17 protein-coding genes are annotated in these 15,783 nt (G+C 48.3%); 14 read left to right on the top strand and 3 right to left on the bottom strand.

Going from position 1 to position 15,783, the window contains the following annotated elements:
* Positions 1-7 precede the first annotated feature (7 nt).
* The 8 genes from wecB (at position 8) to MKX40_RS24820 (ending at position 6,246) form a co-directional block, all read left to right on the top strand.
* Complete coding sequence (gene wecB, locus MKX40_RS24855) at positions 8-1,099, top strand: UDP-N-acetylglucosamine 2-epimerase (non-hydrolyzing) (protein WP_339237292.1); 1,092 nt, start codon at positions 8-10, stop codon at positions 1,097-1,099.
* Complete coding sequence (locus tag MKX40_RS24850) at positions 1,092-2,078, top strand: polysaccharide biosynthesis protein (protein WP_339237290.1); 987 nt, start codon at positions 1,092-1,094, stop codon at positions 2,076-2,078. The genes wecB and MKX40_RS24850 overlap by 8 nt, the downstream gene beginning before the upstream one ends.
* Positions 2,075-2,902, top strand: a complete 828-nt coding sequence (locus MKX40_RS24845) for an SDR family oxidoreductase (protein ID WP_339237288.1) — start codon at positions 2,075-2,077, stop codon at positions 2,900-2,902. The genes MKX40_RS24850 and MKX40_RS24845 overlap by 4 nt, the downstream gene beginning before the upstream one ends.
* Positions 2,884-3,825, top strand: coding sequence for an NAD-dependent epimerase/dehydratase family protein (locus MKX40_RS24840; RefSeq protein ID WP_339237286.1), 942 nt, complete (start codon positions 2,884-2,886; stop codon positions 3,823-3,825). Before MKX40_RS24845 ends, MKX40_RS24840 begins: the two co-directional genes overlap by 19 nt.
* Entirely contained in the window at positions 3,822-4,538 is a 717-nt protein-coding gene (locus MKX40_RS24835; protein ID WP_339237284.1) for a glycosyltransferase, read from the top strand. The genes MKX40_RS24840 and MKX40_RS24835 overlap by 4 nt, the downstream gene beginning before the upstream one ends.
* Positions 4,539-4,554: 16 nt before the next feature.
* Positions 4,555-4,695, top strand: a complete 141-nt coding sequence (locus tag MKX40_RS24830) for a hypothetical protein (RefSeq protein WP_339237282.1) — start codon at positions 4,555-4,557, stop codon at positions 4,693-4,695.
* A 45-nt stretch (positions 4,696-4,740) separates the two neighbouring features.
* The gene (locus tag MKX40_RS24825; RefSeq protein WP_339237279.1) at positions 4,741-5,457 is read left to right on the top strand and encodes a glycosyltransferase; all 717 of its coding nucleotides are present in this window, start codon (positions 4,741-4,743) and stop codon (positions 5,455-5,457) included.
* Positions 5,458-5,712: 255 nt separating this feature from the next.
* A complete protein-coding gene (locus MKX40_RS24820; protein ID WP_339237277.1) occupies positions 5,713-6,246 on the top strand; it encodes a GNAT family N-acetyltransferase in 534 nt (177 codons plus the stop codon).
* A gap of 182 nt (positions 6,247-6,428) precedes the next feature.
* On the opposite strand, the gene MKX40_RS24815 is transcribed toward MKX40_RS24820, so the two are convergent.
* Positions 6,429-6,599: a hypothetical protein gene (locus tag MKX40_RS24815; protein WP_253440469.1), complete on the bottom strand. Its 171-nt coding sequence runs from the start codon at positions 6,597-6,599 to the stop codon at positions 6,429-6,431.
* A complete protein-coding gene (locus MKX40_RS24810; protein WP_339237273.1) occupies positions 6,596-7,834 on the bottom strand; it encodes a glycosyltransferase family 4 protein in 1,239 nt (412 codons plus the stop codon). Before MKX40_RS24810 ends, MKX40_RS24815 begins: the two co-directional genes overlap by 4 nt.
* Before the next feature lie 145 nt (positions 7,835-7,979).
* On the opposite strand from MKX40_RS24810, the gene MKX40_RS24805 reads away from it, so the two are divergent.
* Together MKX40_RS24805 and MKX40_RS24800 are read left to right on the top strand one after the other, a co-directional pair.
* Positions 7,980-8,378 (top strand): hypothetical protein, encoded by a 399-nt coding sequence (locus MKX40_RS24805; protein WP_339237270.1) that lies wholly within the window; start codon positions 7,980-7,982, stop codon positions 8,376-8,378.
* Between the two features lie 262 nt (positions 8,379-8,640).
* Entirely contained in the window at positions 8,641-10,125 is a 1,485-nt protein-coding gene (locus MKX40_RS24800) for a DHA2 family efflux MFS transporter permease subunit (RefSeq protein ID WP_339237267.1), read from the top strand.
* A gap of 64 nt (positions 10,126-10,189) precedes the next feature.
* On the opposite strand, the gene MKX40_RS24795 is transcribed toward MKX40_RS24800, so the two are convergent.
* Positions 10,190-11,263 (bottom strand): glycosyltransferase family 4 protein, encoded by a 1,074-nt coding sequence (locus MKX40_RS24795; RefSeq protein WP_339237264.1) that lies wholly within the window; start codon positions 11,261-11,263, stop codon positions 10,190-10,192.
* Positions 11,264-11,507: 244 nt separating this feature from the next.
* Between MKX40_RS24795 and MKX40_RS24790 the strand changes: the two genes are divergently transcribed.
* The 4 genes from MKX40_RS24790 to MKX40_RS24775 are packed head-to-tail and all read left to right on the top strand — an operon-like array spanning position 11,508 to position 15,748.
* Positions 11,508-12,680: an ATP-binding cassette domain-containing protein gene (locus MKX40_RS24790; protein ID WP_339237261.1), complete on the top strand. Its 1,173-nt coding sequence runs from the start codon at positions 11,508-11,510 to the stop codon at positions 12,678-12,680.
* The gene (locus MKX40_RS24785; RefSeq protein WP_339237259.1) at positions 12,677-13,393 is read left to right on the top strand and encodes an ABC transporter permease subunit; all 717 of its coding nucleotides are present in this window, start codon (positions 12,677-12,679) and stop codon (positions 13,391-13,393) included. Before MKX40_RS24790 ends, MKX40_RS24785 begins: the two co-directional genes overlap by 4 nt.
* Positions 13,394-13,397: 4 nt before the next feature.
* A complete protein-coding gene (locus tag MKX40_RS24780) occupies positions 13,398-14,792 on the top strand; it encodes a GldG family protein (RefSeq protein ID WP_339237257.1) in 1,395 nt (464 codons plus the stop codon).
* Complete coding sequence (locus MKX40_RS24775) at positions 14,789-15,748, top strand: DUF4340 domain-containing protein (protein WP_339237254.1); 960 nt, start codon at positions 14,789-14,791, stop codon at positions 15,746-15,748. Before MKX40_RS24780 ends, MKX40_RS24775 begins: the two co-directional genes overlap by 4 nt.
* Positions 15,749-15,783: the final 35 nt, after the last annotated feature.

Genomic DNA, 15,783 nt, shown 5'->3' with positions numbered 1-15,783 from the left:
GATTACGATGAAGATCATGACGGTGCTGGGTACGAGACCTGAGATCATACGGCTCAGCCTGATCATCTCCAAGCTGGACCAGTATGCGTCCAAACATATTCTGGTGCACACGGGACAGAACTTCACGGAAAGTCTCAGTGGTCTCTTTTTCAAGGAAATGGGCCTGCGCGCACCGGATTACGTTCTTCAGGATGAAGCGGCCTCTCTGGGACGACAGCTGTCCTCGATGTTTACGCAAATGGAAGATCTGATATTGCAGGAGAAGCCCGATAAACTGCTGCTGCTCGGGGATACCAATAGTGCATTATGTGCAGTATTGGCTGAGCGCATGGGTGTTCCTGTTATTCATATGGAAGCAGGCAATCGTTGCTTTGATCTGGATGTGCCTGAGGAGAAGAATCGCAAGGTTATTGATGCCATCTCCACCATTAATATGCCTTACACGGAACAGAGCAAGAAACATTTGGTCAGCGAAGGTGTACCAAGCAGGCGCATTGTGCTCACGGGCAATCCCATCTATGAAGTGATGCAGCACTATGACGCACAGGTGAACTCCAGCAAAATCCTCAAAAAGCTGAAGCTGAAGTCCGGGCAATATTTTTTGGTTACTGCCCATCGAGCCGAGAATGTGGATCATGCCCCTCATCTGCTGGAGATTATGAAAGGACTTAATCAGGTCGCAGAGGAACACGGGCTGCGTGTAATCTGCAGCATTCATCCGCGTACAGCAATTCGGATTGCGGAGCATCTGCAACTGGAGATGAACCCGCTGGTAGAGTTTCACGAGCCGTTTGGATTCTTCGATTTTGTGATGCTCGAACGTCATGCACGTTGTGCGCTCACGGACAGTGGTACGGTGCAGGAAGAGTGCTGCATTATGGGCGTGCCGACCGTAACCATGCGCCGAACTACCGAGCGTCCGGAAACGGTGGATTGCGGCAGCAATGTGGTCTCCGGTCTGGATGCGGCACGCATCGCTGATTGCGTGAAAGTCATGACGCAGATGTCCACTGATTGGGATTGCCCGCAAGGTTACAAAGCAACAGATGTATCCGGTAAAGTAGTTAAATTTCTGCTTGGAGGGAAAATGCATGTTTGAAAATAAGCGTATACTCGTGACTGGCGGTACGGGATCATGGGGTTATGAACTTGTGGCTCAACTGCTGCCCCAGCAGCCCAAAGAAATTATTGTATATTCCCGGAACGAGTCCAGCCAAGTGGCTATGAGTCGTGAATTTGAGGACCCACGTCTTCATTTCCGGATTGGAGATATTCGTGACAAGGATGCCTTGACGGCGGCTTGCCAGCATGTGGACTATGTATTTCATCTGGCGGCACTCAAGCATGTTCCAGTGTGTGAAGACCAACCGTATGAAGCGCTCAAAACCAATGTGATTGGTACACAAAACGTGATTGAGGCTGCCATTGAAAATAAGGTGGAAAAAGTAATCTATATCTCGACTGACAAAGCTGCCAATCCGTCCAACTTCTACGGCATGACCAAAGCAATCGGCGAGAAATTAATTGTATATGCCAATTTGTTACACAGTGACACCAAGTTTGTTACGGTACGGGGCGGAAATGTTCTGGGAACGAACGGCAGTGTGGTACATCTGTTCAAGAATCAGATTCGTCAGAAAGGCCAGGTCTCCATCACGGATATGAGCATGACTCGGTTCTTTCTCACGCTAAAGGATGCAATTACCCTGTTGTTCAAAGCCTCGGTGGAAAGTGTCGGCGGAGAGATCTTTGTCATGACGATGCCAACCTGCAAAATCGTGGATCTCGCGGAAGTGTTAATTGAGGATTCCGGTGTGGAGAATGTGGCCATTGTGGAACAGGGCATTCGTCCAGGTGAGAAAATTCATGAAATATTGATGAGTGAATTCGAGAGCATGACCACCGTTGTCTACGATGAGCAGTATCTGGTAATTCTTCCCACCCTGGGCATACCAGGTCTGCGTGAACATTATACCAATTGTCCACCGGTCTCCTTTAACAGCTTCAGTTCTGAACACCAACTGATGACCAAAGAGGAGATTCGTGAAATTCTCAAGCGCGGAGGATTCTTGTCATGAAACTGCTGATACTTGGTGGAAACGGAATGGCCGGCCATATTCTTGTCGACTATTTCCGCCGTCAAGGTGTACACAGCGTCTTCTACACAACTCGTGATGTAACGGACCCCAATGGTCTGCTCCTGGATGTGAACGACAGCTTCATGGTTGATCGATTGGTAGAAGCGGTGCACCCGGATGTGATTATTAATGCAGTAGGTGTGTTGAACAGCTTTGCAGATGAGGACAAAATTACGGCCTATCATATCAATGGGTTTCTGCCGCATCGTCTGCGGCGGGTTGCGGATACGATTGGTGCACGTCTGATTCATATCAGCACAGACTGTGTGTTCAGCGGAGATCGGGGAGCATACCGGGAAGATGATGTTACGGATGGGACTTCAGCTTATGCCATTACCAAAGCACTTGGTGAAGTCCAGGATGAAGGTCATCTGACGATTCGTACGTCCATCATTGGACCCGAAATTCGGCAGGGCGGCATTGGTCTGATGCAATGGTTTATGTCCAGCACAGGTGAAGTCGGCGGGTATACCCGCGTATTCTGGAATGGTGTGACCACACTTGAACTGGCCAAATGGGTTGACCATTACCTGGCCTCATCCATTAGTGGTCTGATCCATCTAGCTCATCCAACACCTGTCAGCAAGCATGATCTGCTTGTGTTGTTCAAGCAGACCTGGAACAAGCAGGATGTGACGATTGTGCGTGATGACAGTGTAGTACAGGACCGTACGCTGGTGTCCACTCGCGAGGATGTGAAGACAGACCTGCCGGATTATTCTACAATGCTGAAGGAGTTGGCATTATGGATGGAGCAGAGCTGACGGGCAAGACAGTACTAATTACAGGCGCTTCCGGTTTTACCGGGCGACATGCTGTATCTTATTTTCGAGAAGTTGGTGCAGTGGTTGCGGCGGTAGTCCGGAGACCGGATGTACATTCGTTTGGAATAGGTACCCAAGTCCATGTCTGTGATCTGAATGATAAACAGCAAGTGCGTCATCTGATCGGCAAGGTGCAGCCCGACTATGTGCTGCATCTCGCTGGCAAAAATTCAGTGCCTGATTCATGGTCTGATCCGTTACTGGTCCTGGAGACCAATGTGATGGCCGTGCTGTATTTGCTGGATGCGCTTCGCAGTTGTCCGGCAGCACGAACCGTTATTGTAGGATCGAGGTTAAAATATACGCAGGAACCTGGCCGGATTCCCCAGCCTCCACATCCATATAGCCTCAGCAAAGCGCTGGAAGAGATGGTGTCCTTGTCGTGGATGTCACTCTTCGGACAACAGATCATGCTGGCGGAGCCGGGCAATCTGATTGGGGCGGGTCCTTCCACAGGCATCTGTTCCCTGCTTGCACGCCATGTTGTTGCCTGTGAGCAGGCGGGCAAAACGGAGGCGTTCCGCCTGTCGGGACGGGACAATACCCGTGACTTTCTGGATGTGCGGGATGCAGTCAGAGCGTACGCAACCCTCCTGATACAGGGAGCCAGCGGTACAGTATACCCGGTGGTGTCTGGCACCGAGCGGAGTCTTGGTGAAGTTGCAGATCTGCTGTTGTCCATGACAGAAGCGGAAGTCCCTGTTCGCTGGGATGGGGCATCTTCTGGTCCGGACGGTTCGGGGAAACAGGAGGAATTATCACTGCTGCGCAAGCTTGGCTGGCAGCCGATGATTCCATTTGCCACATCACTTCAGGATATCCTGAGTGATGTTCGTGACCAGCAAGGGAGGACGACAGGTTGAGTCCGAGAGTATCCATTGTCATTCCATTCTACAACTGCCCTTATGTGCCTCAGGCGATTCAAAGTGCGCTGAACCAGACATATTCGGATGTGGAGATCGTTGTTGTGAATGACGGTTCCACCCGGCATGCAGAGCTGCTTCAGCCTTATCTTCCTTATATTAATGTGCTTGGCAAAAGCAATGGCGGGACGGCCTCGGCACTTAATCATGGGATTCGTCATGCCTCTGGTGATTATGTAGCCTGGCTTAGTTCGGACGATATTCTGTATCCAGATAAAATCCGGTATCAGCTCGAGTTTATGCAGCGCGAGAATGTGCTCGTCTCGTACACGAATTTTCACTATATCAACGAGCATTCAGCCGTTACCAAAATGCATGGTGGGCCAGAACCGATGTCCGATCTGGACTTACTGCGGCGGTTTGTCAACGGCAATCCGGTCAATGGCTGCACGGTCATGATTCGTAAGGATCTGTTCAGCGGAGTAGGGCTGTTCGATGAGCTTCTGCCTTACACGCATGATCTGGATCTCTGGATGCGGATTGTACTGAACGGTCATCGGTTCCCATACCTGAACGAACCGCTTACGGCCTATCGGTGGCATGGGGGAATGGGATCAGTTCGTCATGCGGATGTCATCGGCAGAGAGGCATCCATGGTATGGTCGAGATATCGCGAACCGTTGTTGCAGCGCATAGCGGCGCTTGGGGATTAGCGTTGGGAGGGCAGTTATGAAGCCACAAGTTGGCGGAGTGACGCCCTCTTTGCGCAGCATTTTACCCGATGACAGTAAAGATGGTATCAGAATGAAATGTGCTTCCGTAACACCGCAGATGTCCAATGCCGATCGAATGGATCTTCATAAAATGTAGGAAAGCAATCGCTATGCAGAGATAAGCGGAGGAAGGGGGCCCCGAATGGAGCCGAAAGTATCGATCGTCATCCCTTTTTATAATTGTGCGTATATCGAGCAGGCTGTTCACAGTGCCACTCACCAGACCTATCCGCATATTGAAGTGATCGTGGTGGATGATGGGTCAACCGAGCACGTGGAGCGACTAGAGCCATTCATGGATTCTATCCATTATATCCGCAAAGAAAACGGTGGTACCGCAACGGCATTGAATGAGGGCATCAAACAGGCGACAGGGGAATACTTTGTCTGGCTCAGTTCAGATGATGTGATGCTGCTGGACCGTGTGGAGAAACAGTTGAAGTTTATGCGTGAGGTCAAGGCTTCATTCTGTCATGGTGCCTACCACTATGTGAATGAGAAGAGTGAGTGGTTGGATACGGTGCATCCGGAAGTGGGCAGTCGTCTGGAGATGTTGCAGGTACTGCTTGAAGGTTGTCCGATCAATGGCTGTACCGTCATGTTGGAGATGGATGCATTTGAGCGGTTTGGCTTGTTCGATACTGATTTTCGCTACACTCATGACTACGAGATGTGGTTGCGACTGTTTCCGATGTATGAGCTGTTCTATTACAATGAACCCCTGATGTGTTATCGTCTGCATGATTCAATGGGGACCAAACGTCACTTCAAGGCTCTGGTGGCCGAGATGGAACGTGTTCAGGCGAAGCACAGACCTATTTTGCTCAATTTGCTTCAGGTCGGCGGGTATTGGAAGTGAAGTAGACGTGTGTGCAGATGATGGCTTGAATGGAATAGGTGGTTAAATGGATATGAGAGCACCCTTATGAAGCATGTTTAATGTGCTATAAGTGGGGGAGCTCTTTTTTTGTTCTATGACGATCCATGGACAGGTAGGTAGAAGGGATGCCGAAGTCTCTGTATAATGAAATGATTCATACACGGAAGGGACTGGACTATGCGCAGATATCAATATCTTACACCGAATCATTAATAAACGAATGGAGGTGAAGTATTGATTACAGAGTTACACACAGAACGGTTATTTTTGCGAAAAATGAACGTATTGGATGCGGCCAGCTTGTTTGAAATTTGGTCTGATCCGGAGGTTACTAGATTCATGAATATCACTCCTTTTACGGATGAAAGTCAAGCCATAGCCATGATTAATATTCTGGACGATCTTTCTCAGGAAAACAAGGCTATTCGATTCTCTATCATCGCGCAAGAGTCCAATGAAATTATAGGTTCATGCGGTTATAACTTACTGGATTATGACAATCTCAAAGCAGAAATTGGGTATGACATTGCCAGATCACACTGGGGAAAAGGATATGCGACAGAAGCGATCTCTTCTTTGTTAGCTCATGCCTTCTCGACGATGAAGCTGAATCGAATTGAAGCAAAGGTTGACCCCGATCATGTGAATTCTATCAAGCTATTATTAAAGCTCAATTTCACATACGAAGGTACCCTCAGAGCATACGAAAGGGCAGGCGAAACGTTCAACGATCTGAATATGTATTCCAAGTTGGCGACAGATGAATAAGCTCTGGAATTCGTTACATGTCGGATCTGTGCAAAAAGAATCAATTAGCGTGTTCTGGATTCGCTAGAACACAACACAATAAAAGCAAACAAGGGGTGTCCACCGTCATTCGTATGACAAATGGTATACCCCTTGTTTGATATTCCGGCATGTTATATGAAGACAGTATGGAATGGAACAACTTAATCCTTTGAATACATGATCTCCATCGACACGGGATCGGGAAATACATAGCCCTTGGGCAGCTTCTGCATCAATTGATTCATGATAGCGTAATCCACGTCGATGTGAGGCGTGGAAACTGGAGTCGAAAACCAGCGATTGTATAGATCACTCGGTACAAGCAACGTCATATCGGTTGTCCTCCTCTGTAAATAGCCTCCTGATAGACTTGAAAAGTACGCATTCCCATTTCTTCCAATGAACGATGTTGTTCAGCCCAGGCTTTTGCCGCCGCCCCCACTGTTCTTCGGGTAACGTTATCCTCCAGTAATGCATTCAACAGTTCACTGAGCGAGTCGACATCCTGTGGAGGAACAACCCATCCTGTACGTCCCGGTTCAACCATCTCAGGCATGCCGGCTGTACCACTGACGATAACAGGTATACCCGCCAGTTGTGCTTCGGTCACGGAGAACGGCTGAGTATCCTGCAGGCTGGGCTGGACATAGATGTCTGCGTGGCGCAGGAAGGAAGGGATATTGTCGAGTTTGCCCCAGAACACAACATCAGCGCCAATGCCTGCTGCCGTGGCCTGTGCCCGCAACTCATCGGATAGATTGCCTTCTCCTGCGATCCAGCACACCCAATCGGTACGTTTGCTTTTCAGACTGGCTAAAGCCTTGATTAATACATGTACACCCTTGATGTATTCAAGCCTTCCGGTAAAGGCAATGACTTTCTTGCCCGCGGGTGGTCGTTGGCGAAATTTCACGGCTGCTGAGGCACGGTAGGTTGGCAGGTCGATAGCATAGGGGATTTGCCTGAACTTCGACTCTGGAACCGCGAGTTCTGTAAGTGTACTTTTGATCCAATGACTGGACACCAGAATCAGCTCAGACTGTGCTGCACTTCGCTCTTCCAATGAGAGAAAATAACGTCCGCGTTTGGATTGCAGATAGGTAGAAAGAGTAAGTTGCGGGTTGGAGTTTTGAGCATCGTAAAAGGCCTCGCGGGCAAGTGCCCCATGATAGCTGGTGACCAGTGGGATATTGCGGTTCAAGATGCGTTTAATGGCTACGGCGGCTACGGGATCTTGCGCATGGATTACGTCATAGTGGTCTACTCCCAGATAAGCGGCGGCCATCTCGAAGGCATATCTATTCAGTTCATAATAAGCGAGAAGCGGATCGGCAGTGAATTGTGGCAGATCGGTCGGATTGAGTTTGGCTTGCAGCATGGGCCACACCGTATCCTTGGAGAAAGCGCGGTTCAGATTACGAACATATACCTCGTTTTTAGCACCATTTGTGCCCATGATATCAACCTCTACACCAAGTGAAATCAGCCTGTCGGCCAGTTGTTTAACATATGTCCATATGCCTCCCATATGTGTAAGCTCCCAATACGTAACGAGCAGAACTCTCATAGCTACCCCCTTGTCACGGCCTGCACCGGCCGAGCTTCTATGCTTCTATTCTATGAAAAAAGGGGACCGGAAGGTCGGGCATTTTTGTGTATCTGGCTGAAAATGGGTGAATGCAAATGACAATAGACAAGGGGGAGCATATCCTATGTATAGAAAGGCTCATACGCCGAAGGAGGGATCTACAGTGGCTGTATATGTGCTAAATATCCATGAAAATTTGTTACAGACGTTTGTTCCCATCAAATACATGGACGTGGAGTTGGCCTATGTGGGGAGCGATGAAGGGACAGATGTATTTGTTGGCGGAGCCAGTAGGCACGGAGAACTGTATCGACATCTTTTTCATATAAGTTCGAATTCGGGGGGAGCGGGTGGTAATCAAGTCATTCATAATCTGGATGTATCTTCCGATCCTTATGAGCTGAGGATTATCAGCAACAGCTCTTCACCGAATCATCTGGTTATTCGCATGTATTACAGAAGTATTCACGGTCAGACATTGGGCATAATGTCAGAATATCAGATGATGAAGCTTGCAGATTGATATGGACATAATTGAATAGTCGTGATTAACCCACGTGTGGAGCAGGGAAGTGCCTGTTCCATTTTTTTATATTGCATCCATAGTAGAAAATTCTGAAAAAATAGCTTGACAGCAAAGGTATTTTCATTAGAATTAGATCAGTGTTAAACGAAAGTTTAAAACGACGATTTAAAACGATAGTTTGAAATCAGTCGAGAGAATATAGGCTAGTGAGATGCAGGCAGCAGCCTGTGTTCTTCTGCCGGAAAAGAGTGTGGAGAACGTGAAAGAACAAACAGCAGTATCACAGGAGCCGGCAGAGTTTTCGATTAAAACCATTATTTTGCCACTCCTGGCTATTATCGTCGGCATGATCATGGTTATTCTGGACAGTACCGTTGTTAATGTGGCCATTCCGAATCTCGTTCAATATTTCGAGACGGATCTGAAGACCATCCAATGGACGGTTACAGGATATACCTTGGCTTTGTCTGCAGTTATTCCGCTGGCAGGTTGGTTAACTGACCGTTTCGGTGCCAAAAGAGTATTCCTGTTCACCATTGCCATGTTTACCTTGGGTTCTGTGTTATGCTCCATTGCCCAATCACCTGAGCAATTAATCATTTACCGTGTTATTCAAGGGCTTGGGGGAGGCATGGTTGCTCCTATTGGTATGGCGATGGTATTTCGACTGGCTCCTCCTGAACGAAGAGGTTCCATCATGGGCATGCTCGGAATTCCCATGCTGCTTGCCCCTGCACTGGGCCCGGTATTGTCCGGTTGGTTTATTGAATCACTGAGCTGGCACTGGATCTTCCTGATTAACTTGCCCATTGGTATTGCAGCTTTCATTCTATGTATCAAATTTTTGCCTGATACAGATCGTGGACGCACGCCTGCACTGGATCTGCTCGGCATGATTCTGGCGCCAATCGCATTCTCAATGCTCGCTTACGGTGTGAGTGAGGGGGGAACGAGCTGGACATCTACAACAACACTGACTGGTGTAATCGTAGGTGGCGTGGCGCTCATCTTATTCATTATTGTGGAACTTCGTCATCAAAATCCATTGCTCGAACTCCGGGTATTCAAATCATCTGATTTCTCGCGTGGGATTATTCTCGCATGGGTTTCGCAAGTGGCGCTGTTCGGTGCGATGATCCTGATCCCGCTTTATTTGCAGCAGATCAAAGGGTATACTGCACTGGAAACGGGATTGATTCTGCTTCCGCAGGCTCTGGCTTCCGGCGTGGGTATGCCGCTTGGTGGTCGGTTGTTTGATAAAATTGGTGCCAGACCTCTGGCCTTCGTGGGTCTGGGAATTATCTCGGGAGCCTTGTTTATTCTGTCCTCCATCACGGCAGAGACAGGTCTTGGCCTGATTATCACGGCCCTGATCATGATGGGTCTGGGTATGGGCTTGTCCATGATGCCACTCAATACGCATGTATTGAATGCTGCACCACGTAAGCTGGTTGGACGGGTTACACCGCTTACGGCCGCTGCACAGCAAGTGGTCGTGTCCTTTGCGGTTGCAGGGCTCACAGGTTTCCTTACTTCCAGAATCGCAGACAATACAACGAGTGCAGAGCCGACCGCTATAGTTCAAGGTCTGGTGAGTGGTTTCAATGATACGTTCTTCCTGGCCGCTTGTATTGCATTGTTTGGATGTCTGCTCAGTCTGATTCTGCGCAAACCAAAACCGATGCCGGAAGAAGAACTTCAAAATGGCGACAAGCCTGATCCCGCGATGATGATGGGACACTAAGACTTTTTAAAGTGACATAGTAAGGCAGTTCAGAGAATCTTGCTGAACTGCCTTTTTGTTATGCTCAATGAAAAATTCGCAGTGCTGTCATCATTTCACGGAAAGAATGGGCATATCGATCAGGTGAGAAAGACAAGCTCATATGCTGTCTGCCCTGAATGCGGATATACTCCCGCAGTTTCTTGTTCTTCATGAGGTCTCTTGCTTCGTCTACAGCAGCCTTTATATTTCCAATGGGATAAAACTTTCCAGTCTTATTATGTGTGATGAATGAGCGCACACCATCCGAATCTGTGCTGAGCACTGGGCAACCGCAGCTAATGGCTTCAGCGACGGCATAGCCGAATCCTTCTAGCAGGGAAGTGGATAACATGATTCCCCCTGACGCAGCAATCATCGAATAGTATGCGGGCATCTGAGAATGGGGAACATTGACGAAGATGCCGATCCGATCCTCAAGCCCGTATTCTGCCAACATGTGCCGGAACATGACTTCATCTTCTGGATTAGCCAAAGTGGGATCATGGAATAACCATAGTCTGGCTTTCGGATTTTTTTTGATGATTTCACTCGAAATGATTAAATATTCCCGCCAGTTTTTATTGTGTTCAAGTCGTCCTACCCAAGCCAGCACTGGATAGGGTGGAGTATCCACCAGAACCGGTGCGAAGGTGTCTGTATCCAGCATATTGGGAATAACAAACCGATGTAGCCAAGGACAGATATGAATGAACATATCCAGAAGGTGGTCTGTGGGAGGGATAACGGCAGCATCGCAATGGGCCTGAAGGTAAGGTACACCCATCTGTATCGTTTCCAGAGCCTGATCGCGTGTTCCGAGTCCCTGCGCTTCAAAAATAATTTTTCCTGTATAGCCAAGCGCTCTCAAGCGGCCGGGCATAGCGATGTCTGAAGTGGCGATGATGGCATCATAATGATGAGTATGAATGATATGATGGATATCCTCGTCACTGGATGCGGTGAAAATGGGGGTATCACTGTTGTTCTGCAATCCCGAGCCTGTGTTGAGATAAAGTAGGTGCGCTTCAATGCCATGGCGTTTCAGAACAGCGGTGCGCAGTCGGTTTAACGTATCCACGCCACCGCTTGGAACATAAAACGTGAATAATACTTTCACACGATTCACCCTCTGACTTTTGGTCAGGAGCACATTCTCCTGTACTCTATGTTACGTTGGCTTGAAGTATAGGGTGTGGGTGTTGTTTAGTGTGTACACATTTTGGACACATTTTTTTAAGCTTTCTTTTAAGTGACATTAAGCTGGGCTTAGGATAGATCACGTATTATACAAGGAACTTCCCGTGTACACATCTACCTTAAACGATGGTACACGGGTATTTTAACGGGAAAGGATGAATGATGTGCTCGAAGTGAAACAGGTCAGCAAAGTTTACGAAGGGCAGCGCGGCGTACATCAATTGGATTTCACCATGGAACGTGGTGAAATTGTCGGGTTTCTCGGCCCCAATGGTGCCGGAAAAACAACAACGATGCGTATGATTACGGGCTATGTGCATCCAACCGCGGGTTCCATCCTGGTGGATGGGGTATCGGTGCATGACCAAGGTCAGCGTGTTCGTTCCAAGATTGGATATCTGCCTGAAACTCCGCCACTGTATCCGGATATGACAGTGCAGTCCTACCTTAAATTCGTAGCGAATTTGAGAGATGTTCCGGCACGTGAGGTTAAGCTGCGGGTCAGCGAGATGGTAAGCAGATTGGGACTCCAGGGTCGGGAGAGACAAATGGTACGTGGGTTATCCAAAGGATACAAGCAACGCCTAGGGCTGGCAGGAGCCATTATTCACAAGCCGGATCTTTTGGTGCTGGATGAGCCAACTTCGGGCCTTGATCCAAATCAGATTATCGAGATCCGAGATCTGATTCGGGAACTGGGGGAGAATCATACGGTGTTGCTCAGTACGCATATTTTGCCTGAAGTGAGCACACTCTGTAATCGAATGTTGATCATTAATCAGGGGCAGCTCGTGCTGGATGGTTCACCACAGCATTTCGGATCAGCAATGGGGGATCAGTTCAAGGTGTCGATTGAAGTGAAGGCCACTGCGGAGCAATTACATAATGTGCTGAAACCATGGGAGAAAGTGCGGAGTGAAGTCATTCAAACATCAGATGCGAATACCACCAGAGATACTTCACTTACTTCTGATACAGCGAATACGGTTAAAATGCTTCTTACTGGAGAGAACTCGGAAGATTTCCGGGAGGAGCTATTTTACCTTTTGTCCGGTGCAGGATTACCGATTCTGGAGATGAAAAAGGAGAATCTCAGTCTGGAACAGATTTTCCTGAAGCTGACCACAACCGAGACAACAACGGATATAAAAGATACAAACGCGGATTCGGCAGATTGGGATCAGGTTGCTGGGGCAGTGATGGATCAGGCGAATGTAACTTCCGACAACGACTCGTCGAGTGTATCGGGAACATCACCGAGTCCAACAAGTAGTACATTAACGAACACTTCAACGGATGCTTCGTCCCATTCGCGCAAAGGGGAGGACTCCAAATGAGACGAATGATGGCGGTGTGTAACAAAGAGCTGCAAGCTTATTTTCTGTCTCCAACGTCCTATTTTGCTTTTGCCGTATATGTACTGATGACCAGCTTGCTGTTCTACTCCAGTTTCGTATATTACCAGCCGAGTATTGTCGATTATCGACTCGTGCTGGGGGATACCTTATCCATGCTGCTGTTTGTTGTGCCTTTGTTAACGATGCGGCTTGTTGCGGAAGAATTCAGACAAGGAACGGATGAACTGCTGCTGACTTCCCCCGCGCGTGTAACAGAGATTATATTTGGCAAATACCTTGCTTCTCTGGCCATTCTGGTCGTGCTCATCCTGTGCAGTCTGGTGTACCCCTTCATCATGTCGTTCTATGGAACATTGGATATGACGACAGTATGGATGTCTGCGCTGGGTTTATTGTTCCTGGGCGGAAGCATGATGGCAATAGGACTGTTCGCTTCCACGTTATCCCAGCATCAGATGGTGTCTGCGGTGGCGGGTTTTATTATTTTGCTCGTTTTGTGGATGCTTGATTCATTCGCAGGTAATACAGGATCTGCTTTGCAGCAGTGGCTCGATCCGTTTGCCCTGACTAACCGGTTTGACAGCTTCATGAAAGGCGTGCTTAGCGGACCGGATATATTGTACTATGTCACACTTTCAGGTGTGTTTCTGCTGTTAAGCATTCAAATTGTCGAACGGAAGCGGTGGAGGTGAGAAGATGAAAAAATGGTTAAGTCATACCAACAGTACCGTGCTGTCTGTAGCGGTGATTGGCATCTTTATTTTGCTAACACTGTTCCTGAATTCACTTGGCGGCTTCCAGCTCGATCTGACCTCGAATAAACAATACACGTTGTCTGACCAGTCTCTTACTGCGATCAAAGACGTGAAGGATGACGTCAACATTCTGGTGTTAACCGTCGAAAATGCCAACAACACCGTGCTGAACCGTGAGGTCACGGATATGGTGGAGGAATACACGAAACGGAACAGTAAGCTGAAACTAAAACAGTATAATCTGACGCAGGAACCTGCGCTTGCATCCAAATACGGCATAACAGGCAGCTCCATTGTGCTGGAGCAGGGAGATCAACACAAAGTGATTGATATCGCCAGTTTGTTCACCGCGGCAGGTGACGGCAGTGACGGATCCTATCAGTTCACAGGTGAGGAAAAGCTGACACAGGCGCTTATGAATATGTCATCCACCGAGATGCATAAAATGGTCTTCCTGACCGGACATGAGGAGCTGAGTCTCGATCAGATGACTACGCTGCAATCCTCATTGGAACAAAATAATGTGCAGACAGAAGAATTGCAGTTGAATCAGGCCGGGAAGGTTCCGGAAGATGCAGATGTGCTTGCCATTATAGGTCCACAACGTGATCTCAGTGATGCAGAAATGAAGGCCATTCGCACATATCTGAGTAATGGAGGCAAGCTGTTATTGTCCCTCGGATTCGTAGAAGATATGAAATCCAGCTGGAAAAACATCGATGCCCTCATGGCAGACTATGGTGTCGTTGATGAGCATGCAGTGATGGTGGATAATCAACAAGCCAGTACGATGGGACCACTCTGGGTGGTACCGGAGTATGGAACACATGCAATTACGGACAAACTTGCTGCAAGCCAATTGTACCCGATGTTGTCGCTGTCGATCGCGCTGACCAGCAAAGAACAGGATAAATACACCCTTTCACCGTTAATCCATTCTTCCAATGACAGTTATGGGGAGACGAATATCGGAGGCTTATTGCAAAATGAAACAACCAATGATGCTAAAGAGGATATTCAGGGGCCAGTGGAACTTGGGTATGCAGCCGATACGACGGATGGCAAACCGAAGGCGGTTATTCTGGGCTCGTCGATTTTCATGCAGGATTCGGAAATTGCGAATGGCGGAAACAGGGACTTTATTTTGAATACCGTGAATTATTTGAGTGAGAAAGAAAATGGATTGACGATTCGTCCACGGGTACAAGCCGGATATGAGACGGCATACCTGAGCGGCGAACAGGCCAGAACGATTTTCTTCGTGGCTATTGTAGCGTTTCCGCTTATCTTTGTGATCATCGGTGTACTCTTATGGTGGAGGCGCAGACGGGTATGAGAAAATGGGTTCCAACGATTCTGGTGGTCATCGTACTCATTGTGGGTTGGGTGTACGCGGCTAGTCAAAATTATTTTCGGGAGGAAGAAGCGGTGCAAGCCAAGTTGCTCGGTATTCAATCCGAAGATATTCAATCCATCACAATACATGACTCCACCGCAGAAACATCCGGTGCAGCAGCATCTTCAACTTTGACGCTTGAACATGGCGTATGGCAGATGGTTGAGCCGAAAGCTTATCCTCTGAACGGTTATAGTGTTAGCAGTTGGTTAGATGCTCTGAGTGGCGCGAACCAGGAAATGGTGGTGGAAGAAGCGCCGGCAGATCTGGATAAGTACGGATTAGGAACAGATGCAACACGTATGGATATCCAACTCAAAGATCATCGGGAGATCAAACTGGCGATTGGTGGCCAGCTTCCAGCAGATGACGCACGATATGTGCGCGTAGATGAGGGTCCCGTAGTTGCCGTACAGACAGAGGCGATTAATAACATAGCCTTGTCACGTCGTGATCTGTTGGATACTACACCGTTCAACATGGATGAGACAAATGTGGGGTCTCTGGAGTGGGAAGGTGAAGCCGCTACCTGGATGTTAACATCGACATCGGAGAACGGTGCTGCAGAGCAGACCTGGGCATTGAATGGAAAAACGATTGAAGCCACGGACGCCGTATCCCTTATCGGTAAAATCAAAAACCTGTCAACAGCAGATGATGTGCGCAAAGCGTCTGAGCTGAAAGGTACTGTTCCACGATTCACCCTGTCTGTTGAGCAGACGGTCAATGGGCAACAAGTGAGAGATGTGTATCGGGGACTTACGTTGCCATCCGAACCGGATCAGATCTGGGTCGTTACGCCGGATGGTCAATGGGCATATGCCTTGGAGACGACGAGTCTAACGGAAGCCGAGAAATTCCCGGATACAATTAAGACATCAACCGAAGGAAAATGAGTGGCGCAAAAGGTAAGAGTTCATCAATGACTTGA

Source organism: Paenibacillus sp. FSL R5-0517 (assembly GCF_037974355.1).
Lineage (GTDB): Bacteria > Bacillota > Bacilli > Paenibacillales > Paenibacillaceae > Paenibacillus.
Note: the sequence above shows the minus strand (reverse complement) of the source record. Positions and strands in the feature narration are given on the sequence as shown.

Coding starts and splice junctions, on each gene's coding strand:
- MKX40_RS24830 (WP_339237282.1), top strand. CDS start 4,555: ATGAAGCCACAAGTTGGCGGAGTGACGCCCTCTTTGCGCAGCATTTTA.
- wecB (WP_339237292.1), top strand. CDS start 8: ATGAAGATCATGACGGTGCTGGGTACGAGACCTGAGATCATACGGCTC.
- MKX40_RS24780 (WP_339237257.1), top strand. CDS start 13,398: ATGAAAAAATGGTTAAGTCATACCAACAGTACCGTGCTGTCTGTAGCG.
- MKX40_RS24845 (WP_339237288.1), top strand. CDS start 2,075: ATGAAACTGCTGATACTTGGTGGAAACGGAATGGCCGGCCATATTCTT.
- MKX40_RS24805 (WP_339237270.1), top strand. CDS start 7,980: ATGTATAGAAAGGCTCATACGCCGAAGGAGGGATCTACAGTGGCTGTA.
- MKX40_RS24840 (WP_339237286.1), top strand. CDS start 2,884: ATGGATGGAGCAGAGCTGACGGGCAAGACAGTACTAATTACAGGCGCT.
- MKX40_RS24775 (WP_339237254.1), top strand. CDS start 14,789: ATGAGAAAATGGGTTCCAACGATTCTGGTGGTCATCGTACTCATTGTG.
- MKX40_RS24815 (WP_253440469.1), bottom strand. CDS start 6,599: ATGACGTTGCTTGTACCGAGTGATCTATACAATCGCTGGTTTTCGACT.
- MKX40_RS24785 (WP_339237259.1), top strand. CDS start 12,677: ATGAGACGAATGATGGCGGTGTGTAACAAAGAGCTGCAAGCTTATTTT.
- MKX40_RS24810 (WP_339237273.1), bottom strand. CDS start 7,834: ATGAGAGTTCTGCTCGTTACGTATTGGGAGCTTACACATATGGGAGGC.
- MKX40_RS24850 (WP_339237290.1), top strand. CDS start 1,092: ATGTTTGAAAATAAGCGTATACTCGTGACTGGCGGTACGGGATCATGG.
- MKX40_RS24825 (WP_339237279.1), top strand. CDS start 4,741: ATGGAGCCGAAAGTATCGATCGTCATCCCTTTTTATAATTGTGCGTAT.